Source organism: Robertmurraya beringensis, from assembly GCF_042433785.1.
Classification (GTDB): Bacteria; Bacillota; Bacilli; order Bacillales; family Cytobacillaceae; genus Robertmurraya_A; species Robertmurraya_A beringensis.
Map to the genome: position 1 here is coordinate 47772 of NZ_JBHLUU010000021.1, position 22103 is coordinate 69874.

Here is a 22103-nt window from a genome sequence, read left to right on the forward strand (position 1 = left end):
TTAGTTCAGCAAAATAATAGAAATGATTTTATGAAGTAATAATGAGGAGTTTTTGAGTGCTATAGAAGGGCAATCGAAGGGTTTTAAGTCCTAGGTGTACGTGGACATAAGAATGATGGGTATTTTCCGGATTCCTCGGTATAGACTTTTACAATAAGAGGATTTTTCAATAAATCCTCTGTTTCTAATATAAGTTGAGAAATAAAATCAAGAGTTTCTTCAGGTGTAAATCTTGAATTTCTAAATTCAATAAGCTTCTCTCTCACAGCGGGAGTCCAAATCACAAAACGGGTTTCCATTATCAAAAATCCTTTTCCGAAAGTGACCTTAAAAGATCTAAAGTGTTAATTCCAAGTCCTTTCTTGTATTAACCTCTGACTACCTTAATTACGTAGCCTATTCGTAATGTTTTTTACATAATCTACTTCTATATTTTTTAAAGAACCCTTTTATTGGATAGAGAGAATTGATAAAAAACCACTAATTTGAATCAATTTCATAATTGCCTATTTTAAAAATGATTAAAGTATCCCTAAGAGAAATTTGGGATTTTTAAAAATTTAACACTACGAACTTTGTTGTTGATTTCCGCTCCAGGCGGATGCTTTCCGCGGGCGGTCCGTGAGCCTCCTCGTCGCTTCACTCCTGCGGGGTCTCACCTGGACACGCTTTTCCCGCAGGAGTCGCCGCCTTCTGCTCCAATCAACAAAGTTAAAATATTTATAGTTTTCTCATCGCCATTAGTTTAGGCAGCTTGCCGTTGATTTAACATTGCATTCATACGATCTGCTGCCAATTTTGAAGCATTATAAACCAATGTCACCAAATCAAAGTGAACTTTAGCACGTTTTCCAGTTCGATAACGAACATTGTTAAGTTGAAAGTACTCCTTCAGATAAGCATTTACACGTTCTACTGCGGTTCGGCGCTTAAATATTGTTTTCCAAGTTTTCGAACCTCGGGCTGGTGCAGTGTACTTTCTAAGATCAGTGGTAATCTTTACTTTATATACTTTTTGACATATTCCCTGATCGGCTAACGGACAATCCTTACATTCTTTTGGACGCGTGTATTTTAGGGTCTCGTATTTTGCGTCAAAACTATCGTAACGATAGGAATGTTCCCTAAAACAAGTTGGGGCAAAGTGTTTATCAAAACCGATCGGTTCGGGTTCATTGCGTTTATTATAAGCAATGACGGATTGTCATCCCAATCGATGAACTTGTTCATAAATTGGTTCGTAATCATACCCAGCATCCATCGTTGTATAACGAAGGGTCTTTAAAGAAACATTTTCTTGAATTCCTTTTAACAAAGGAATGGCTGCTTTTCCATCATTTAAATTTCCAGAAGAAAAGAGAGATTGAAGGATATATTGACTTTTTGTGCCAACTAACAAATGTGCTTTATAACCATACCAAAAAACGTTCTTTCCTTCGCTGTTTTTCTTCACACCCCATTGTGGATCCTGGGGCATTTGAGAACGAAGTTCAGACAAAGAAACGTCCAACTGTTCTTCAATTTTCTTTTCATAAAGAGGAAGATTCACTTCACGTTCAGCTTGTTCAACCAGCCATTTTTCACGTTCTTCCTTTGATTTGCGACCACGCTTCTTAGGTTCTGATGTTGTTTTTTCCTCTTTTGGAGGAGCCTGATCCTTCGCTTCAAAATGAGAGGCATTAAGGGCTGCAGTATCATCGTTGATAAACCCTTCTGTAATGGCTTGATTTAGAATCGTATTCTTAGCCCCTTCAAGAACTTCAGATTCACTGAGGATCGTTACAATTCTTGAATAAGCTGCCTCAGAAGGGACTATATCAGAAACCAAAAAGCCGCAGTCTAGTCGGAAAATCATATCGTTTCTTAATCGCTTTACCAAGTCTTTAATGAACGGAATTCGTTCCGATATGCGTGCAACTAATGAGTAAATCATTGCCGCATAATTAAGCTCCACAGGTCTACCAAAACGTGATTTCTTCGTTACCACAGAGAAGATGGGATCAATGTCAATAGTAGAAAAAATAGCCTCAATTCAATTGTTTTATTTCCGACTGTTACGGTTCTATAAACTAAATCAGGAGAGTTAGATAATTGTTTTTTAATACTTTCAACACAATTTGCTTAGCCTGTTTTTTAAAAAAATTCACATAAATCTCCCTTATACTCCAAATTTAACCTTTAATATTTTTCACAATATAAAATTTCTTATACACATAACTTTCCTTGTATATTTTTTAATTCTAAGAAGAAAATACATGTGATAATAAAATAAGGAGTGATTTGTATGTCATTAACACCGTATGATCCATTTAGACAACTAGCAAATATGAGAAGAAATTTTGACCGTTTTTTCTCTGACTTCCCTCTAGATCTTGGGATGGAAAACAATAATTTTGGTAATATCAGAGTTGATGTGCATGAAACTGAAAATGAAGTAATTGCTTCATGTGATATTCCAGGTCTTGAGAAAAAGGAAGATGTAAATATTGATATTGAAAATAATATGTTAAGCATCAACGGTACCATCAATAAAACAAATGAGATTAAAGAAGAAAGTATGTATAGAAAAGAACGCTATACAGGTAGCTTTCATAGGACTGTATCCTTGCCAAGCCCTGTATCTAATGAGGGAGTAAAAGCAACCTATAAGAACGGTGTTCTTGAAGTCAGAATGCCAAAGAAAACAAATGATAACAAAAAGAAAATTGATGTAGACTTTCACTAAATGAGTAAACTATTACCTGTTATGAAAGAGTTCGGCAAAGATTACTTGCAAGAAATAGCTAATGAACAACCAGATTTAGTTGATTTACTTATTTTAACTGTACATTTACCCTCTCATAAGAAAAAATTTATATTAAAGCAGTTAAACAATGATATTAAGAAATCTTTTATCATACAATAATGTATTACATTTGCATTACTTCATAAATTGGAGTAATGCTTTTATGTTTATAAAAGGGAGGGAAATTCACCTTGGCAGTCATAAAAGCTACTGAAGAAGACGTTAAACTATTAGCACGTTTAATTCGTGCAGAAGTTGAAGGAGAAGGAAGGTTAGGTATGTTATTGGTTGGAAATGTAGCTGTAAACCGAGTGCGCTCTAGATGCCTTGACTTTGAAGATATTAACTCAATTAGAAGAATGGTTTTTCAACGACCTGGAGGATTTGAAGCAACTATAAAAGGATATTTTTGCGTGCCACTCCTTCTAGAGTAGCACTTGCCATAGTTTCATCGTAAGTAGAACCTATTTGCGAATATTGCTGTTTGCGCTGACTGTGGTTCTGGAATGCATTTTAAATCTGACCGAAGAAACGGCGCATATGTTGTTTGTGGTACTTACGTTAAACATTCGAGCTCTTTCTGTTCGTCTCATATTATTGAAGAAAAAAAGCTATTAAAATTAGTCAGGAACGACGCACAAAATTTAATGAAAAGTGCGAACAACATAGACGAATTGTACGGCCTAGCAGAGGAAAAAGCATTATTGAAGCAGTCAAGTATTCTTAAAAAGATTAAAAGCCTGGAGAATCAGGCTGAGAAGCTCAGTAATCAATTTAATAGCCTATTATCGCTGCATGCTGAAGGTATCATTACAAAAGATCAATTTAAGGTGAAAAATCAGTCTATCTCAGAACTGCAGCTTGCATTAGCAAATCGCAAAATGGAATTAGAATCTCAGCTAGAGCAAAAAAAGAACCAGGAAAAGAATATCCTGGCTTTTAAAAGAATTGTTGACAACTTCTTAAACCTTGATGAGAAAGATCAACTAGACATGAAACAAATTCTTCAAAGAATGATTGACAAGATCAAAGTCTCTGAAGAAGGCGAGATTGACATCCACTACAATCTTGCCCCTTAGAATAATGCTTAGGTACAGTTTAACCAGCTGTACCTTTCAAAACAAGCTTCACTATCACCTCCACATGTCTTGAATGATGATGGCAGATAGTTTTGGATGTAGTAGTATACATACCTTAATCTAGTTTTTTCGTACCTCCATATTTAAAAAGTGATGATTAATTTATTTCACCACACGTAATAAACCGCAGATATGGTGGGCAATAAATTTTATTAATGATATAAAAACAACAAGATTAATCGATTTGAATGATATCCCTGTATAAGGCATCAATATGTCTTTCCTGATAACCCTTCTTTTTAACTCTCGACATTTCATGCTTTAGTGCTAATAGCTCATGTTCCGTAATATTTTCTAGTTTGGAAATACTCAAGGGTGATATTTCCTGCCCCGATAATGCCACCAAGTAATCCTCTACTGTATACCGCCAAAAATGAATCTTTTGACCAAATTTCACTTTTAATCTTTGTGCCATTTGGAGACCTTCAGGGTCATAATCACCCGAGTAATAGATGGAAATATCTTCATTGCATAATTTTTCTATCAATTGTAATGCAGCTAATTTAAATTGTCCATGTGTACAAATAAGGGGTAAGGGGGCGCCCTCATGGATATCTAATATGCTTGAAAACACGCCTGAATTTTCAACGATAAACACCTGATTCCCTTTTTTAGGAAAGATTCTATCATATTTAGCCAACTCTCTAAGCGGCACATTGTGCACACTTTTTTCTTCATACAGACATTCCCAAGAAGCCAATTTTTCATCATTCTTAACTGCTGACAACCCGAAGCAGGTTACAAAGTTTTGTATATCATCCTTTAATATGCCATAGTCATACAATAATTCATTGACTGTTTCGATATTTGAATTATTTGCATAAGGAACTTTATCCTTCTTTGATTGGATAATTTGTAACGCTGTAATAAACTTGGATTCTTTGTCAAAATAATGGGGATCTCCCGCAATTTGTTCTGCTAAAACAGGTAATCGTACTTTTTTCACCAGTGGTAATAGACTTATTGTCTGATATATTCTCTCAATTGCACTAAAATCTGTCTGATTGTAAGATTGAATAAAGCCGATTGAACCAGGCTCTTTATTAAGAATCGATTCCGTTAACCAAGCTGTATTTTCTGATGGATATTTTTCGATTAAATGGCTAAAGAATCGAATCCTTTCCTCTTCCTTTAACAACTTGACATCCTTTTTGTAGGAGATTGTTCTTCCTAATACCCCTTCTATTACCTTGTTAAAATCTACTCCTTGAAATTTCGTTTCGTCTAATTGTCTTTCAAATTTCCTCAGAGATACAGTAGTAGAACTTTTCTTTGAATAATCACGTCCGAACCAATTACGAAGTAACCTTTTTTCATCCTCTGTTAAATTGGAAAGTGTGACACTGCCACCAATATGACCCAAACTTTCGATTTTGTCTGCAAAAGCCTCAAAGAGCCGAATGTAGCCCGGCTCTTTCTTAAAGTAAACGATTGCCTCTTTCATTTCATCCATTCAAATCACCTTAAACTTCCATACTTTCCAACACATCGAACAAATTTTGCTGCTCCTGTGTTGGTTTTATATGCACTTCTTCTTTCACAGTATTTAGCTCAATACCATTCCATTTATACAACATAACCGTTACATTTTTGGCATTCTGCGGGCGGATAATTTCTGCAATGGATAAGGCATCAACTGTTTCATACGTTCCCCATAAAGCTTGGGAGTTTAAAATATAGTTCAGACCAAAGTCATTCATTAATTTAAACATCGTAGCAATATTATTTTCATCCACTCCGGCAAATGCTTCATCCATAGAGATGATGTAAGGAGCTTCATCACTTGCAGAAATAAACTTAGAATATAAAGCCGATAGTAATGGAATATACATGGACATAGCACGTTCTCCGCCGCTTAATGTATTATAGTTTGTTTTGGTTAACTCTTTGCGATCTTCCCCTTCTTTTTGAAAGTAAATTTTAAACTCAAACCATTCACGATAATCTAAAATCTCTTTAATCAGCACATCAAAAGATTTATCTCTTAAGGCATCATCGCTTTCATAGCTTTCTTTGGCAAACTTGATTTTAGAATTAAAGTGCTTGCTTAATCTTTTGTAGTCACTTTCTTTTAAGGTGTCAGGGTCTTTTTGCAATAAACGTACTAAATCAGCAGTCGACATTTCACCGTCTTCCGTTGCTTTTCGCGGCTTCCATTGTAACCATAACTTTAAGCCATTTGAGGCATTTGTTTGCATCATATACTCATTTATTTCTTCTTTCCACCTAGCTGCTTGGCTAATTAACTCACGTATACGCTCCCCAATATTATCGAGGATCACTTCCTTGTATAATCTTTCATCCTCTTCTGTTAAGGCAATTTTGATTGCTTGAACCTGTTGCTCAATAATTTGTTGAAGTTTCTGAGGAGACACCAATTTACCATCAGAAGTTAAATGAATTAATTGACGTGCTGAGACAGATTCAATTTTTTCAAGCTCATGTGAAAATAGCTCGTATCCTTCGTCACTAATCTCTTTAAAATAGGAATCCGTATCCGATAGTGTAAGGGAATATTCCTCCAGTCCTTGAACGCGAACTTCATTAAAGACAGCCACCATTTTATCCCTAATTCCTTGAACATTCTCTCTTGAAATTTCCTTATCATCTTCTATGGCTGCCTCTGCCAAAGCAACCATGTCCTCATCAACTGTTAGGACATCCCGGTCATACGTCTCCACTAATTTACGATTAACCTCTTGAACAAAAATTTCTTTCGACCAATCATAGGCTTCTTGATAAAAACGGACAGAAGCTTCTTCGAGCAAAATGTTATTTTTTAACAAGGGGATTTGTCCCTCTAAATGACCGACTTCTTTATTTAATTCGTCTCGGTATTGTGGAATTTCCTGAATCCGTCTCTCGGTTTGTTCAATTTGTTCTTCAATATTGCCAATATCTTTTTCTGCAATGGTTTTTCTCAGTTCGTTAACCTTAACTTTCGTTCGGTCAACTTCCTTTTCTTTTTGTAAGGTGAGGTCTCTGGATTGAGCAATATCGTCTTCCTCTCGCTCTTTCTGTTCCTCTAATATTTCCATATTTTGCAGAACAGTGTTCCAATCGTTAACAGTTTGCTTCATCCCTCTTAATTCACTTAAATATTCCTTCACATCTCGATTCACAACAGAATAGGCCTCAATCGTTAAGGGGGTCTCTCTTCCTTCTGTCAGTTCCATTCGTTTTCTCTTAACTTCGATATACGTTTTATGAAGGTCGGAAATCCTTTCCTTTAAATGAGTAATGGTCTTCTCAAGAATAATTAATTCCCGATCATAACTATCAATGGTTACATTTATCTCTTCCACTTCATCAAATGTAATGTATTGATCTGCCTCAATTTGCAACATCTGACCACGTTCTTTTAACTGCTGCAATTCAAATTCAGATTCTGTTTTTTGACTTTCTAACACAATTAATTCTTCTCTTAATTGGTGTAACATCCTCTCACGGTGTAACTTTCGCGCTTCCTTGCCGATATAAATTGAATTTTCTCGAGGGATGGCATTCCCTTTTACAACACCATGCTGATAATTACCAAACGTGGTGACATAGCTTTGATTTTCATGTTCGACAATGGAAATACTCGCTAAGATATCATTTGTCATTTGTTCCAGGTCTTTTGCCTCTTTAGGAAGATTGACTGTCAAATATTCCTTTAACGTTTCCCCTTCTGATAGCGGCTTTGGAATTAAGACGGCATCCGAATCATTCACCAGATGAAGGTATGCCGGTGATACGATTAAACTATCTAATATTCCCATTTCAATAAGGGCCGATTCTAGTCTCTCTTTTTCATAAGGATTTAATCCGTCAATAAATTCGACTGCTTCATAGAATGAAATGAAAGGAATCCCCTTTTTGGCTAAGCTTTTTCTCATCGTTTCCGTTTCCACTTTTCGAAAAGCAGGAGTCGACTCTTCCTTCTTCTCCCACTCATCAATTTTGCCGTGCTTATCCTTTATCTCCCTTCCTATCAACTCCAATTTGTTATCAATTTGCAATTCTTTTTTTCCTAATGTTTGCCTTTTAGAGTGAAGAATCCCTGCTAATTGCCTTTCAATTTCTTTAACCGAGGTTGTATCAAATAGCCCCAAAATGGAATAGGCTACAAGGGATAGCTCATCTTTTGATAAAACAAATTCCTTATTCTGTTCATTTTTCTCCAAAATCAATCGATTTAGCTGTTCCAAATGACGTTCTAATTCATCGCGTTTTTCATCTATTGCTTTACGGATTCCGTCCCTTTCTTTCTCTTCTTTTAATAGACCTAGTTTTTGCTGATCTAATTCTTCTTCCACCCGTTTCTCTTTTTCTAATTCTCCTAAAATGTTACCAACTAATGTTTGAAAGGTTTCAGAGCTGACTTCCCACTGATTAATTGCCTCAAGAGCTTTCCTTTCGTTCAAAGCTGTTTTAAAATAATCACGGTTCAAAGAGTGAGCTGGATACTCCACATCCTCAGCTATAGCATCCAACTCTTCGACCGCTATGTTTATTTTATTTTCTAAGCCATATTTTTCATCATTCTTATCCTTTAGATTACCTTCTAGTTTTCTTAAATGGGCCACTTTTTCATCTAAACTATTTTTTAATTTGCCCCACTCCTTCGCTGCTTCCTCCAAGCGAGTTTCTAGGGCAATTAGTTCTTTTTTCATTTTGTAGACATCATTGTCTTTTAGATGTTCGACTTTCTTTATTAATGACTCCAGTTCATTACCTAATTGTTCAACTTCTTTTTGTTTCAAGCCCGACGTTTCCGTTGCCTTTTTCCATGCCTTTTGTGCTTTGTCCACACCTTTTTTGGATGCATCCCGCTTTGCCTTCATAGACAGAAACATGTTCGCCTTTTGGGATAAAACAGCGAAGTTATAATCATTGTATTTAGCCGATAGATTTTTAATCAGTTTTAAATCCTGCTCGGCTTTTGCCAAACGGCTCTTGATTTCATCCATATTTTGAATAGTTTCAGACAGCGAACGCAGGTCATTCGTACTTAATTCGGGCAATGAGCTTTGTAGCATTTCATATAATACATTTGGCCCCATATTGTTGGACAATTTCGGTGCACGAATGCGGACAATTAAGTCGACCATTTCTTTGAATTCCTGAATACTTTCAAACTGAAAAATATATTTATTTACCAGTTCTGCATACTCAGCTTGAGTTGTCACTAAATACCCGCATTTTTCGCGTTCAATAAGGTTTTTTAATTCCTTTTCACTTAAAGGAACCTTCACCTTTTGCCCGACTGTATCCAATTGATATTGAAAAAGTTTAATATCTTCATTAATTCTTTTATTCTTAATCAAAAAGTACCATGAGTCTACTTTATCGTTATTTAAATTACCTTTTAGACCAATTCCGGTTGTAATATATTCTTCGGCATCTTTTCTCTTATACTCCATATATAAATAACTCGTTTTTTCATTTTCCTCTGAAGATTCCCCAAATATATAATCAATCATTTTCCGGGATCGGGTTCCAAACGGATCTAATCGCTGTGGAGATTTGTTGCCGTCTAACAATAATGGTAAAAAGCTTTGTGTCGTTACCGACTTACCTGATCCATTACCGCCTCTTATTAATAAATGGCCATTTTCAAACGGAAATTCTTCTTCATCAAAGTACCAGTAATTTAAAATGCCAGTTTTATTTATCAACCATTTATGATTGTTTTCCATTGGATTACTCCCTTAATTTTTGTCTCGTTTCCGTACCTTTTCCATATCAATAACACAAACATTCCGTTCTTCGTTCAAGTCAACAAAACTACCAATCGAATCTTCAACACTTTTCCAACTGAATTTTTTCAATTGAAATCTAATTTTAAATTCATAGATCCAATCTTCTAAATCGGAAATAGCAATGGAATGCTCAATCCTTTCATTAAATTGGTCTGCCAATTTATTTTTTATTTTTCCTATAAAATAGCGCTGAAAACGATACTCAATAGGATATTGGCCACCGATTCGGGTTATGACTGGATAAAGAATAATGCTATGATCCTCTTCTTTTAGCATTTTCCAATCTTGGAAATAGGCTGTTAACTCTTTGGCAATCATTTCGGGGTATTGATTACGATATTCTTTGCTCCAGCCATGCGCATTAACTGCCTGAAATTCTTCAACACACTTCTCAAAAACAAATCGGGGAATCTCCCATTCAAATTCTGGCAGTTCTTCATTTTCCATTACCTTTTTCTGAATGAAATAGCCAAATTGGAGTGCGATTTGGCTCAACATTTTCCCATCTGGATATTGCTCTATTTTTACATTTCTCTCTTTTGAAATGAGCAAAATTTCATTTCGATACGTCTCAAGCTCATACGGTGTGTATTCTTCAAAGGCATCGGTTATACTGTAGCCGTAATTCGCAAAGTATCTCTTTTCCTCATCATCTAGTTCATTCCGATAAACTACAGGCGAAGTCAATAGTTTTCTAGAAATGGATTGTCTCCTGATTTTTGGCGTTTCAAACCCAACGATTTTCCACCGGTCTTCCAGCATTTCTTTCCGGGATTGAAATTCCTCAACAGGCTTGGAAAAGAACCGCATAAAATACTTGGAAATCATTGTCGGCCGATAAAGTACTTCAATCGTCTCATCGTCTTTATATAGGTCAATTTCTCCCTCCATCACTTCAAGTAAGTGTTGTTTTTCCGCATATTTCATCACTCTTACAAAAGACAAGCGTTGGCGATAATTTTCCCACTTCACATCCATCTCTTGAGAAAGAAATTGTTTAACATACTCACTAAGCATCGATACGATGAAAATATCGTCAGCAGATTTTTCCTCTAAATAAGATAATACAGCCATAAAAAAGGCATAATCCAATGGGTCGGTGAAATCTTGAATTCCCATCCAGCCTGCCGTTTTACTTGGGATTTTTTCCAACTTTACAACAGCATTATTAACAATTAACTGATAGCCAAAATTATCAATAAAATATTTTTGAAGTTCTTTTCGATTTTGTCTAACCAATAAATATTTATCTAAATGATATTTTCGGGTAAACCAAAAGTTCTCTAACAGAAGCGTGATGCCTTCTCTGATCCTCTCCCTCTCTTCCATCACTATGCCTCCTCAAATTCGAATGTGATATCCGGAAGTGTTAAAATACCATCTACACATCTTAAATCTATTTTTTGATTTGAATTTTTTTGAAGCCTAAATTTTCTTCCATACTGTGTTCTTGCGGTTAATGTTTTATCTTGGAGCGATTTAGCAATCCAATCTAAGATTGCTTTTCTGACAAACATTTTAACTGGTCGATTGTTACTCTGTTCGGCCAAATCTTTCATGATAATTTGATTATTAATGATGAGAGATTGGATGATTTCTTTTTCTCTCTCCATTTGCTCTAAAATATTTTTTTTGATTCTCTCTTTTTCGGCTTTTTGATCCTTTACATAGGACTTAATTCGTTTGCTTCTTTCGTAGGTTCGGTTTTTAGGTGCCGTATCAATGATTTGGATTTCTTGCTCCCAAATTTCTTCGTCTTTCGTATCTGTCGCTTTCTGTATACCAAAAATATGCCGCGTATGCGGGATGCCAAAACAGCATACCGCCAATTCATGCGCATTTTTTAAATCATCGCATTGAATAAACATCGAAGCCAGTTTTCTATAATCTTCTTTTCTATTCCTAGCATTATTTTTTGTCTCTGTTAATTGGAGGGCATATCGGCTGATGATTTGAATACTCTTATCTGTTTCCAGTAGAAGAATATCAACATCGCATTCATAATCGTTCCTCTTAACAAACCAATTCCGTAACTCCATCCATTTTTCCTTATATAAACGTCTGTTCTTTTCCACATTAAATCGGGTCCCATCTATAGTAGGTATCGTAGAAAAATATTCAATCATTCGTTCTATATATGAATCGACAAATGATTCTTGAATCCACTCCAATGCACGTGAAATCTTGTAACGCGTTTTTTTCATCGATAGAATGAACTTACCTAGATAGTCTGTAAATTTTTCCTTATACAATAAGAATTCTTCCGTTTTAAACAATTGCTCAGCTTTATCACTTTTGATGTGTGATAGATAGTTTGCTGCATTGCGTTTTAAATTTTCTAATCTTCGCATCAAAGTAATCCAGTGTTCAAATAACACTTCATTTTTATCTGAATCAAGGTTCGATTTTGATATGGTTTCAATATCTTTTAAAATACGTTCAAACTCTTTGCTTTCTAAAGAACCTGTTAACACTTCATCTAACTCATCTAATTTCTTAAGTGTATTTTCAATTTCGTAAGCGAGGGGCGTGATTTGGAACTTTAAACGTTTCTTTTTGAAATCTTCAATGGTATAAACCATTTCTTTGTCATGCCTTGATATTACGCAATCCCATGATTCAAGGGTTTTCATATCTTGATATAATTGTTCTTCTGAGTAATGTTCATCTAATATATTTAGGGTTTTAATATAGCCTAAAATTTCCTCTGTTTTGATGTAATAGCGAAATTTATCATACTGTTCAAACAAGAATCTCATAATAGGGCGATAGCGATAAGCATTTTCAACGGTGGCATACTTAAGCGTATTTACTGCTTCAAGGTGTTTTGTCACTATATTTCTCCTTTCATACTCTAAAACCACGGAGTAAAGATTTTACTTTACCTTCTTGACCTTTTTTCGCTTTTACCTTCTAGACTATTAAACGCACATTCAATTAGGTTAGAAATTGCTTGTGACCGGCTTGGAATTCTTTCGTTATATCGATAATCTTCTATTCTTTTTAATAATTCATCCGTTAATGTGATATTAATAATCGGTTTTGCATTTGGCGTTTTTTTATATCCTGACATAATACTTAGCTCCTCAATCTAAAGTTCTAATTCTATTATAAATAGTCTGTTGGTCTGTTGGCAATCTGCCTGAATTTTTTTTAAAAATTAGTAAGAATTGAAAATTGGAAAACAAAAAAAGCGGGGGAGCCCGCTTTTTTTGCTTCATGATTCATTTTTACTCCAATGGATAATCTCGCATAATACTTAAGAGTCTTTAATTACCTTACTAATAATATTGCTATCCATTTTTTTGTACACTTCACTTCCATAAGTATCAATATGGTTTTTTAAATTTATGTTATTTATTCCTTCATAATGAAGGATATCAAAAAAATAAGGAAGTGGGTATTCCTCGTTAAGAAGATCATTCAGCCTGTAAAGAGTTTCATTCGTAATATTTTGGCCATATATTGAAATATCAACATCTGACCCTTTTTTATAATTTCCCATAGCCCTGCTGCCAAAAATAACAGCCCTGTCTATTTCATTAAATTTTTTCATGGCCATTTGGATATATTCTAAATCTAACTCTAAAAGTCCAAACATAATATCATTCCTTAGAAAGCTTGACATAAAGGGATTTAAAAATCGGGACATAAATTTCGATAATTTCACCAACAAATTTTATTGCAAGTACTTCATCATAAGTATGAGTGGTTAAATTTCTTTTAGATAAGGCATCCATCCAAGGATGTCCTTCTTCGATTAATCCAATTTGAAATGCTTGTTTTATTGTTTCTCTTGGACTTTTCACGTCATAACCTTGAGATTCCAAATAATCTTTTAATACTTTCCAAGATAACTCAAATGTCATTTCAAAGAATTGAATGATACCGGCTCTTTCTAACTCACTTTTAATATCCTGCGTAGAATATTTTTCTAAAAGTTTAAATGACCTTTCGAAATTTTCAAACCTCTGTCTCCATCTTGTATCCTTTAATGAATCCAAACTCACTACCTCCCTTATATCTTTTTCAAGTAATTTTCAAAAGGAGTTTTAATTATGGAAAATATTCTTTATTAATGTGCTAAATTCCTTTTTGACACCGGTATTAACATGTGCATAATTATTTTAAACCCATTACTATAAAGCGGCAGCATCACTTAATACCATCTTCCTTTCTAGTTAAACAGATATAAACTGCCTGCGAACAAAATCTTTTAATTCTACAAATTTTCCCTTTGTGTCAATTACTTCAAATGGAATATAAACTTCATGTTTTTTTAAGACAAAACCTCTTAATTCTTTGATATTAAAATGCAGGAGTTCCTGAACTTCCTTTTGAATCATTTCTCCTTTAATAGATTCTTTATTGCCTGGATCAACATGAAGTATTAAACAGTTTTAGCTTTTTTCACCATATAAAGTGGCAAACTTTGAACTTTTTACACCGAAACGGCGGGGCTTATATCCTAAGGTTAAAGTCTTGGGCGCAAGCGTATACTCCATTGCACCTAAACTATTTAAAAATTTATGTAGTTCACTAAATAATTGTAATTCGTTCAAAAACCTTTCCCCCCTACTTTTAACAGAGTAAGACCAACCCATTCTTAGTTTACCAAAAAAGAACAAGCTCCACTAAAACATTGACTTTAGTGGAGCTTGTTTTATTTCGATTTATTACCTTGGTTAGCAACTTCCATAAGGGTAAAGCCTTCAATTAACATGAGTTGCGAGACACACTCAACGTGGCTAGGATGGTGATGGCAGAATAATATGATGTAGTAGTGGTTACCTTAACCTAATTTTTTCGCACTTCCATATTTTCAAAGTCGATGATTAATTTATTTGCAAGAAAGAAGTCACTGCCGATGATGCCGTCAAACCCATGCATTTCTCTAACATCGCCGAGCTGTATAGTGAAATTATTAAGTTGAAACTCGTCAATATTCATACCGTATATTTTTTGCTCAATGCATATTTCCGTACCGCCAATTCCATACATCTTTCGTGTAATGGCTTTTTCTAAATCGAGCATCAATCCGACTTCTTCACATAAATCTGTATCTAAAATGGTTGAAGAGCAGCCGGTATCAAGCAATACGTTATTGAATATCTTTTTGTTCCCATTGTATTCAATCTCAACAGATACTAGAGGCAAGTGGTCATCCATTTGAAATCTCATACTCTTCTTCGCACTCCTATATATGGCTGCTCAATTACCTTTATTTCTTCGTTATTCGTGTGAAAAATATATAATTCACGTTTTTTATTTTCCCCATGTAGTTTTTTATACACCTTCCATGCTGCATTGCCGTTTTCAAAGTCATCGATCACTGCCATCTCTTCAATGACTCTTTCATTTCCTCTTGATTCTGATTTCAATGCTTCTACCAAGACACAACGTTCTGGAAAATGCCGTCGCACTTCAGACCATTTCATTTAAATGTACCTCCTGTCTATATTTTTATATTGCACTATACATCAATAACTAATTTATTTGCTAAAAGGAAATCATCTCAGTTGTCCTCGCCAAATATGCACCTTTTTCTTGTTTACAGGTTTATGCGTTTACAATTCATCCATTTTTTTGTACAATGAGCATATTCTATTATTAATATCGCACTAAACAGTAGATGTCTATTTATAGATGCTGAATCTGGAAGGTGCCTTTAGACGAATTAAGGTTTTCCTGTACGGTATTTGTTTACATATGCTTGAGTCAGGAAGCTCTTTTTATTCTCCCCATTTCAGGATAATCGCAAGTAAACTAACCCCTTATCCTTACCAAGTCTAGTTTATATTTTTGTATGAATCTTAACCCCTAACCTAGCTTCAATCCTTTTCTTTCTGTTTTTTATTTGTTTCATCATCATATTTTCCGTATTCGGGGATATTTTATCAAATTTATCTTGCGCTCTTTTCGCATAAGAAATAAAATTACCGTATTCTCCTTCATGGATACCTAGATCCGTATATAAACCATAGATCTTCCTTCTATAAGGTAGTTTCCTCAAGTCTTTCTTACCTTTCACACTTTTCGCCTTATCTATAATTTGGTATACTTTACGATAAAACTTATAAGGACTTTTCCCCCTCATCCTTACTGTCTTACCATCAAAGACAAAACCTAAGTAGTCTATATGACTTACTTTTCTACCCTTCAATTCTATGATGCGTAAATCACTATATACATATAGTCCTGTTTTATCTTCATGGATTTCAATTTTATTTTCAGCAGCTAGCCTCCTTACTTCGATTTCTATATTCCGAAACTCCTCATCTAAGAGTGTCTGTTGTTGTTGCTTTGGAAGAACCAAAATAAAATCATCTGAATATCTACGATATAACCCTGAATACTGGTCAGCTAACTTCTTCATGTCCAAATCAAACTTCAGGGCATACACATTTGCAAAAACCGCACTAATTGCTGTTCCTTGAGGAATACCTTCGTGACTTTTTCTTTTATCATTATTCCTGTTTTTCTTAGTAGGATATTGTCGCTGAAATTCTCTAAATTCCTTCAATCCATCAAAATAACTTTTCTTACCAGAACGCCTAATTTGTTTATCAGTGCCAAACCTTTCTATTAACAATGACTTCTCGTAATAACCGAATTTGGTAATTGATTTATACACATTGAACCAATCATTGCTCAGTTTTTCCACTTCTAATACTTTCATCAGGTTTTCCTTTAGCAGTTTATGGTCAATTTGATCGAAGAACTTTGTAAAATCGCCCACTAGAATATACGCTTCTTTTAAACTGACAATATCATTTATAATTTCAGCGGCGAAATCAATGTTCGACTTGCCCCTTTTATTACTACGATATGCCGTCACGCATTCGTCAATATTTCTTGACATACATTTATCATCTGATATGTACTGATTATATTTTTTATTCAATTTTTCATCCGCATAATATTTATAAATGAAGTTATCAAGGTGGCCCGCATACATAATGTCACGATTTTTTGATTTAATCGGGCGGTTATTCATATTAGGATTCTTCTCCCCAATATTTTTATTAAAGGAAGAAACATAGTGAATAAATGGTAAAAAGCTATGCATAGCAATCCTTCTCGAATTCGTTACATAGCTTTCCACCTTTTCAATTTTTACTTTATGATCAAAATGTAGATATCGTTTAGTTCTGTATTTATTGGAATCAAGCATATCTATACCCCTTTTTAGGAGCGGAAGGAACTGCAGATCTGGTTTCTGACAATTGTTCCTTCTGCAACGCTAAGTCATAGTACTACAATATTGACCATTTTTCACATGCAGCACACCAGAGCGATTCAACTATTCTGTTACAATGTTATTGATTGTGAAGTCAGTATTCAGGAAGGTGAGCTTATGAAGATTTGCGTGATTCTTAATTTACTCAGTTTGCTCCGTGAGTTACTGCTCGACAGTTTCAAACATTGTCTACTGCTAGCATATTAATAGCAGACTATTCTATTATATCACCCACTCTATTATTTGCAAAATTCCCTGTTTTTCAACTTACCTCTAACAAAAGGCAACTAGATTACTATGGTTCAACTTTCATATTTAAACAAGCGTCCGTTTCAATTATAATTTAGTTTAGGCAGCTTGCCGTTGATTTAACATTGCATTCATACGATCTGCTGCCAATTTTGAAGCATTATAAACCAATGTCACCAAATCAAAGTGAACTTTAGCACGTTTTCCAGTTCGATAACGCACATTGTTAAGTTGAAAGTACTCCTTCAGATAAGCATTTACACGTTCTACTGCGGTTCGGCGCTTAAATATTGTTTTCCAAGTTTTCGAACCTCGGGCTGGTGCAGTGTACTTTCTAAGATCAGTGGTAATCTTTACTTTATATACTTTTTGACATATTCCCTGATCGGCTAACGGACAATCCTTACATTCTTTTGGACGCGTGTATTTTAGGGTCTCGTATTTTGCGTCATAACTATCGTAACGATAGGAATGTTCCCTAAAACAAGTTGGGGCAAAGTGTTTATCAAAACCGATCGGTTCGGGTTCATTGCGTTTATTATAAGCAATGACGGATTGTAATCCCAATCGATGAACTTGTTCATAAATTGGTTCGTAATCATACCCAGCATCCATCGTTGTATAACGAAGGGTCTTTAAAGAAACATTTTCTTGAATTCCTTTTAACAAAGGAATGGCTGCTTTTCCATCATTTAAATTTCCAGAAGAAAAGAGAGATTGAAGGATATATTGACTTTTTGTGCCAACTAACAAATGTGCTTTATAACCATACCAAAAAACGCTCTTTCCTTCGCTGTTTTTCTTCACACCCCATTGTGGATCCTGGGGCATTTGAGAACGAAGTTCAGACAAAGAAACGTCCAACTGTTCTTCAATTTTCTTTTCATAAAGAGGAAGATTTACTTCACGTTCAGCTTGTTCAACCAGCCATTTTTCACGTTCTTCCTTTGATTTGCGACCACGCTTCTTAGGTTCTGATGTTGTTTTTTCCTCTTTTGGAGGAGCCTGATCCTTCGCTTCAAAATGAGAGGCATTAAGGGCTGCAGTATCATCGTTGATAAACCCTTCTGTAATGGCTTGATTTAGAATCGTATTCTTAGCCCCTTCAAGAACTTCAGATTCACTGAGGATCGTTACAATTCTTGAATAAGCTGCCTCAGAAGGGACTATATCAGAAACCAAAAAGCCGCAGTCTAGTCGGAAAATCATATCGTTTCTTAATCGCTTTACCAAGTCTTTAATGAACGGAATTCGTTCCGATATGCGTGCAACTAATGAGTAAATCATTGCCACATAATTAAGCTCCACAGGTCTACCAAAACGTGATTTCTTCGTTACCACAGCGAAGATGGGATCAATGTCAATAGTAGAAAAAATAGCCTCAAAACGTTGGGTAGGTTCTAAGTCGTATAATTCTTGTATGTCAAACAGGCTTCCTTGTCGTATAATAGTCATAGGGAGTCTTCCTCCAGTCTCATAAGTTTGTAGTGGTACTTACTTATTTCGACATCTGGGGAGGTACTCCTTTTTTTAGTGCCTGAAAGCCTTGAGCCCGTTGGGCTCAGATTTATGAAATTGATTCAGTTCACTAAATAATTGTAATTCGTTCAAAAAACCTTTCCCCCCTACTTTTAACAGAGTAAGACGAACCCATTCTTAGTTTACCAAAAAAGAACAAGCTCCACTAAAACATTGACTTTAGTGGAGCTTGTTTTATTTCGATTTATTACCTTGGTTAGCAACTTCCATAAGGGTAAAGCCTTCAATTAACATGAGTTGCGAGACACACTCAACATGTGTTATCATAAACGCTTGATACATTTTCGCTAAAGTTGCCCATTTCGCGTAAATTTATACATGTAAAAGATTGTTGTTCCATAGTTTTTCCATCACCTAAAATCAATATCCATTTATTTAAATTTAGCTTTTTAGGGTATCTCTAGAGCGATTGCTTTAACAAATACAATTATAAGAAAATCCCTAATTTTATACCCATTCTCAGACCTTCGATACCCATAAGAGTCAGTCATTCTTTATATATGAAAGCAGTAATTCTTCTAGCCATTTAGGTACATAATCAACCTTTTGTCTCTTCATAATTTTGCCTAAAATCTCTGCTGCATCTTCTTCCTTAAAGAACCTGTTTCTAACGTAGCAATCGTTACTACAAAACTTCCGCTTTTTTACTCTTTCCGATAAATATTCTTTTCTACAATAATCACACCTAAGCTTATAAATTTTAGGATTATCCTTTTCCCACTTCCGTTTACATTGGATTGTACAATATTTCTTTTTTGTGCCTATTCCTTTTTGCTCTAATTTCGAACCGCAACTTAAGCAATATTCATTCGTTATTTTTCGTTTGAATTTTTCATCTTCTTCTTGATTTTTTACTAAATCAGTTGCACGGCCATTAAGTCCATGCCTTTTACAATACCCTCTAATAATATCACGAGATAATCCCAGAGTTTCTCCTATCTTCATATAGCCGAGACCTTGGTACCTTAATATTCTAATTTGGTTTCTTTGTTCATCAGTCAAATTTAAAACACTCCTTTACAAATGGTAGCCTAGTAATCACTATGAATGGCCTATTTGTCAAGGAGTTGAAAAATAACAACACACTTTTAATAAATATCAGTATTTAGTTTTTTCAACTTTACTAAATTTCCAACAAATCCAATAAAGCCCGTAACAGAAAATACTATGGGAATAAGCAATGAATTAACAGTGGATGCTGTTTCAATTGCTAAACGATACACCCCAAAAAGACATATAATAAGACTGCCGATTAGTCCAATAATCAATTTTGTTTTTTTGTCCATGCAAAACACCTCATGACTTCCTCTTTTAACAATCTTTCCTAACTTAAAGTCACCCTTCTGATATTGGCATATACTTTGTAAAATAAGCACCTAAAATCAACAAAACAACAGTAATAGACCAATTTAATAGCCCCATAAAATTAAACCAGTAAGCTAATAGGTTTGTTATGGCAATAAGAAAAAAACAAATTGAAGTCAGAGCACTTTTTATTCCTGTAATGCCCGCTTTCTTTCTTTTTTTTACAACAACAGATATTGAAAAGACAAGAGCGATTATTAGTATTATAGATAAAATAATCGGTACCAGTTTAACCGCCTCCTTTATAGTAACCGTGTCCCCCCTATTTTTAATATACGTTTTGCATTATCTTAAGTTTCATTTCTTATTGAGTTTAAAAGGGTAGACAATAATAAGAAATGGAGATTACCCTTTGGTTAATCCAACCATTTGCTTAGAAAAGTGGATACCAAGGTTGTAGGATGGGGTTAGTTACTTGTACTTTCTGAACAAATCCAATTTAAGATCATCACATCCTACTTATCTTTTGCAGTAATAACGGCCCCAGTCATGGCATCAATGTACCGGATGGGAGTTCTGGTAAACCTATCACACGCTTGATAGACAAGAATATGGGATTCTGTTTCTTCGTCATAATCTTTGTTCCAAGCTAATTCAAAGTCTAAGTGACTGAAAAATATTTTTCTCGCTTCTTTTTTTGAAATCGCTGGTTCTGTAGGGATTTGGCTCAATTGTTCCATATCAAAACTTGGCCCGCTATAATGATCAATTTGTCCTGTTTCACGATTAACTGCAACGATTACTATTTCTAACTGAACGGGTATGCCATTGCCGTTATGTATACGGAAAGAAAATGCTTCATTTTTTCTAGTATCGTCCACTTCATCTTCATTCTCTCGAACAATTAATTGTAGATACTTATGATAATCTGGAAGAATCATTTGAAGAAAGTCAGTAGCCTTTTGTAAACATTCTTCATGAGTAAGCTTGAGATCGCCACTTCGTTCATTGAACCACATAAAACTTCTGACTTTTCCTGTTTTCTTTGAAATGAAGGCTTTAACTGTATCCTCTGAATGTCTCTTGAAAAAGCCATCTATGGATAAATCCTGATCCTTCATCTCCCAGTTCCGATCACGCCACACAATTCCCGTTTCTCCCCCCATATCGACTTCCCGAATTATTTCCATTCCCTCCCTAATACCAATGACCTCTTTTATCGATAAATCTTTTTGTTTGGTCGTATTGGAAGGAGGAAGTGGAACATAAGTTTCTGGAACATCTTCATCATGGATAATGCTTAAGGTCGGAGTTAATATATCCGCTCTATATTTCATGAAAGATGGCTCTGGTTCATAGACAAGACGGAGATCATCTTCTTCTACATCATGAATAATAGTATAAAGATTTGTAATTGTTTGCTGAAAATCAAGTCTATTTTGTTCGTGTTCAATCAGTTTTTCTTTTGAAATCAGAATGGTTGGTATTTCTGGTATATGCCCCGCAACTTTATAAGAAAATTTAATAATATTCCCCACTTGGTCTACGTCAATAAAACAACCAGCAGACTTAAGCGGTAAGTTCATGATAATCCGCTCATAGTTAAAGCGAAAGGCTTGATCCAATTTTTTTATTTCATAAAAGGTTAAATCGCTTAAAGCGTCAGGATAGTGACTAAGAAAAAATTGCTCCGCTCGTTCTTTTCTTTCCTCTACTTCTAATGGAACCGGATTGGGATCCCTACCATCATCCATGTCAATTGATAAACTTGTTAAATTACCGACCAAATCGAGATTTATAGTAATCCCTTTATCTTTTTCTTCGTTTGCCCATGAAAAAATTGCCTCTCCTTCACCATTCTCTCCCTCAGCATACTCCTCTATGATAGGCTTAAAATCAGCAGGAATTGAGACCAATGATAATGCTCGTTTTCTTAATTCTTCTCTATTCAATTTTGCCACCTCCACATTTGTTCTCGTATTGTCAAAACTTTTATATTAAATAGGCTATAAAATACCTTGATAGAGGGCTTTTTGAGCAAAAAAATTGCCACCCCCTGAATTTTAGGAAATAGTGAGGTTACCACACCAAACACCAACCTA

20 protein-coding genes and 2 pseudogenes are annotated in these 22103 nt (G+C 34.9%); 3 read left to right on the top strand and 19 right to left on the bottom strand.

Features of this window, described 5'->3' with window-relative positions; genetic code table 11:
- Window positions 1-83: 83 nt before the first annotated feature.
- Together ACFFHF_RS06830 and ACFFHF_RS06835 are read right to left on the bottom strand one after the other, a co-directional pair.
- Window positions 84-299, bottom strand: a complete 216-nt coding sequence (locus tag ACFFHF_RS06830) for a hypothetical protein (protein WP_377057782.1) — start codon at window positions 297-299, stop codon at window positions 84-86.
- 446 nt (window positions 300-745) lie between these two features.
- Window positions 746-2029: pseudogene (locus ACFFHF_RS06835) on the bottom strand (transposase); the annotation flags it as partial.
- Between the two features lie 255 nt (window positions 2030-2284).
- Between ACFFHF_RS06835 and ACFFHF_RS06840 the strand changes: the two are divergent.
- The 3 genes and pseudogenes from ACFFHF_RS06840 (at window position 2285) to ACFFHF_RS06850 (ending at window position 3864) form a co-directional block, all read left to right on the top strand.
- Entirely contained in the window at window positions 2285-2725 is a 441-nt protein-coding gene (locus ACFFHF_RS06840; protein WP_014481451.1) for an Hsp20/alpha crystallin family protein, read from the top strand.
- A gap of 251 nt (window positions 2726-2976) precedes the next feature.
- Window positions 2977-3195: pseudogene (locus ACFFHF_RS06845) on the top strand (cell wall hydrolase); the annotation flags it as partial.
- 66 nt (window positions 3196-3261) lie between these two features.
- Complete coding sequence (locus tag ACFFHF_RS06850; protein WP_377057790.1) at window positions 3262-3864, top strand: recombinase zinc ribbon domain-containing protein; 603 nt, start codon at window positions 3262-3264, stop codon at window positions 3862-3864.
- Between the two features lie 235 nt (window positions 3865-4099).
- Here the strand turns inward: ACFFHF_RS06850 and ACFFHF_RS06855 are convergent, their stop codons facing one another.
- The 17 genes from ACFFHF_RS06855 to ACFFHF_RS06935 all read right to left on the bottom strand — a co-directional run bounded on the left by ACFFHF_RS06855 (window position 4100) and on the right by ACFFHF_RS06935 (window position 21953).
- On the bottom strand, window positions 4100-5377 hold the full coding sequence (locus ACFFHF_RS06855; protein ID WP_160549667.1) for a TIGR02679 domain-containing protein: 1278 nt from the start codon (window positions 5375-5377) through the stop codon (window positions 4100-4102).
- 10 nt (window positions 5378-5387) lie between these two features.
- Window positions 5388-9605: a TIGR02680 family protein gene (locus tag ACFFHF_RS06860; RefSeq protein ID WP_377057783.1), complete on the bottom strand. Its 4218-nt coding sequence runs from the start codon at window positions 9603-9605 to the stop codon at window positions 5388-5390.
- 12 nt (window positions 9606-9617) lie between these two features.
- Window positions 9618-10997, bottom strand: a complete 1380-nt coding sequence (locus ACFFHF_RS06865; protein ID WP_377057784.1) for a TIGR02678 family protein — start codon at window positions 10995-10997, stop codon at window positions 9618-9620.
- Window positions 10998-10999: 2 nt separating this feature from the next.
- Window positions 11000-12502 (bottom strand): TIGR02677 family protein, encoded by a 1503-nt coding sequence (locus ACFFHF_RS06870; RefSeq protein ID WP_160549670.1) that lies wholly within the window; start codon window positions 12500-12502, stop codon window positions 11000-11002.
- Between the two features lie 47 nt (window positions 12503-12549).
- The gene (locus ACFFHF_RS06875; protein ID WP_160549671.1) at window positions 12550-12741 is read right to left on the bottom strand and encodes a ribbon-helix-helix domain-containing protein; all 192 of its coding nucleotides are present in this window, start codon (window positions 12739-12741) and stop codon (window positions 12550-12552) included.
- A gap of 186 nt (window positions 12742-12927) precedes the next feature.
- Entirely contained in the window at window positions 12928-13269 is a 342-nt protein-coding gene (locus tag ACFFHF_RS06880) for a nucleotidyltransferase family protein (RefSeq protein WP_160549672.1), read from the bottom strand.
- Window positions 13270-13273: 4 nt separating this feature from the next.
- A complete protein-coding gene (locus tag ACFFHF_RS06885) occupies window positions 13274-13678 on the bottom strand; it encodes a nucleotidyltransferase substrate binding protein (RefSeq protein ID WP_340902080.1) in 405 nt (134 codons plus the stop codon).
- Between the two features lie 171 nt (window positions 13679-13849).
- A complete protein-coding gene (locus ACFFHF_RS06890; RefSeq protein ID WP_377057785.1) occupies window positions 13850-14014 on the bottom strand; it encodes a hypothetical protein in 165 nt (54 codons plus the stop codon).
- Window positions 14015-14068: 54 nt separating this feature from the next.
- On the bottom strand, window positions 14069-14230 hold the full coding sequence (locus tag ACFFHF_RS06895; RefSeq protein WP_340902076.1) for a hypothetical protein: 162 nt from the start codon (window positions 14228-14230) through the stop codon (window positions 14069-14071).
- A gap of 235 nt (window positions 14231-14465) precedes the next feature.
- Window positions 14466-14849, bottom strand: a complete 384-nt coding sequence (locus ACFFHF_RS06900) for an aspartyl protease family protein (protein WP_377057787.1) — start codon at window positions 14847-14849, stop codon at window positions 14466-14468.
- Complete coding sequence (locus ACFFHF_RS06905) at window positions 14846-15106, bottom strand: hypothetical protein (RefSeq protein WP_160549675.1); 261 nt, start codon at window positions 15104-15106, stop codon at window positions 14846-14848. The genes ACFFHF_RS06900 and ACFFHF_RS06905 overlap by 4 nt, the downstream gene beginning before the upstream one ends.
- Window positions 15107-15462: 356 nt before the next feature.
- Window positions 15463-16842 (bottom strand): reverse transcriptase domain-containing protein, encoded by a 1380-nt coding sequence (locus ACFFHF_RS06910; protein WP_377057788.1) that lies wholly within the window; start codon window positions 16840-16842, stop codon window positions 15463-15465.
- A 414-nt stretch (window positions 16843-17256) separates the two neighbouring features.
- Complete coding sequence (locus ACFFHF_RS06915; RefSeq protein WP_377057789.1) at window positions 17257-18612, bottom strand: transposase; 1356 nt, start codon at window positions 18610-18612, stop codon at window positions 17257-17259.
- Between the two features lie 567 nt (window positions 18613-19179).
- Complete coding sequence (locus ACFFHF_RS06920) at window positions 19180-19698, bottom strand: RNA polymerase subunit sigma-24 (RefSeq protein WP_160549547.1); 519 nt, start codon at window positions 19696-19698, stop codon at window positions 19180-19182.
- A gap of 86 nt (window positions 19699-19784) precedes the next feature.
- The gene (locus ACFFHF_RS06925) at window positions 19785-19982 is read right to left on the bottom strand and encodes a hypothetical protein (protein WP_160549546.1); all 198 of its coding nucleotides are present in this window, start codon (window positions 19980-19982) and stop codon (window positions 19785-19787) included.
- 49 nt (window positions 19983-20031) lie between these two features.
- Window positions 20032-20289: a hypothetical protein gene (locus ACFFHF_RS06930; protein WP_340906139.1), complete on the bottom strand. Its 258-nt coding sequence runs from the start codon at window positions 20287-20289 to the stop codon at window positions 20032-20034.
- A gap of 227 nt (window positions 20290-20516) precedes the next feature.
- Window positions 20517-21953 (bottom strand): YcdB/YcdC domain-containing protein, encoded by a 1437-nt coding sequence (locus ACFFHF_RS06935; protein ID WP_160549545.1) that lies wholly within the window; start codon window positions 21951-21953, stop codon window positions 20517-20519.
- Between the last annotated feature and the right edge of the window lie 150 nt (window positions 21954-22103).

Bases quoted from the DNA above. Each gene is read 5' to 3' on its own strand.
- ACFFHF_RS06830 (WP_377057782.1), bottom strand. From the start codon at position 299: ATGGAAACCCGTTTTGTGATTTGGACTCCCGCTGTGAGAGAGAAGCTT.
- ACFFHF_RS06925 (WP_160549546.1), bottom strand. From the start codon at position 19,982: ATGGACAAAAAAACAAAATTGATTATTGGACTAATCGGCAGTCTTATT.
- ACFFHF_RS06900 (WP_377057787.1), bottom strand. From the start codon at position 14,849: ATGAGATTTCAAATGGATGACCACTTGCCTCTAGTATCTGTTGAGATT.
- ACFFHF_RS06875 (WP_160549671.1), bottom strand. From the start codon at position 12,741: ATGTCAGGATATAAAAAAACGCCAAATGCAAAACCGATTATTAATATC.
- ACFFHF_RS06860 (WP_377057783.1), bottom strand. From the start codon at position 9,605: ATGGAAAACAATCATAAATGGTTGATAAATAAAACTGGCATTTTAAAT.
- ACFFHF_RS06890 (WP_377057785.1), bottom strand. From the start codon at position 14,014: ATGATTCAAAAGGAAGTTCAGGAACTCCTGCATTTTAATATCAAAGAA.
- ACFFHF_RS06865 (WP_377057784.1), bottom strand. From the start codon at position 10,997: ATGGAAGAGAGGGAGAGGATCAGAGAAGGCATCACGCTTCTGTTAGAG.
- ACFFHF_RS06915 (WP_377057789.1), bottom strand. From the start codon at position 18,612: ATGACTATTATACGACAAGGAAGCCTGTTTGACATACAAGAATTATAC.
- ACFFHF_RS06840 (WP_014481451.1), top strand. From the start codon at position 2,285: ATGTCATTAACACCGTATGATCCATTTAGACAACTAGCAAATATGAGA.
- ACFFHF_RS06855 (WP_160549667.1), bottom strand. From the start codon at position 5,377: ATGGATGAAATGAAAGAGGCAATCGTTTACTTTAAGAAAGAGCCGGGC.
- ACFFHF_RS06905 (WP_160549675.1), bottom strand. From the start codon at position 15,106: ATGAAATGGTCTGAAGTGCGACGGCATTTTCCAGAACGTTGTGTCTTG.
- ACFFHF_RS06910 (WP_377057788.1), bottom strand. From the start codon at position 16,842: ATGCTTGATTCCAATAAATACAGAACTAAACGATATCTACATTTTGAT.
- ACFFHF_RS06880 (WP_160549672.1), bottom strand. From the start codon at position 13,269: ATGTTTGGACTTTTAGAGTTAGATTTAGAATATATCCAAATGGCCATG.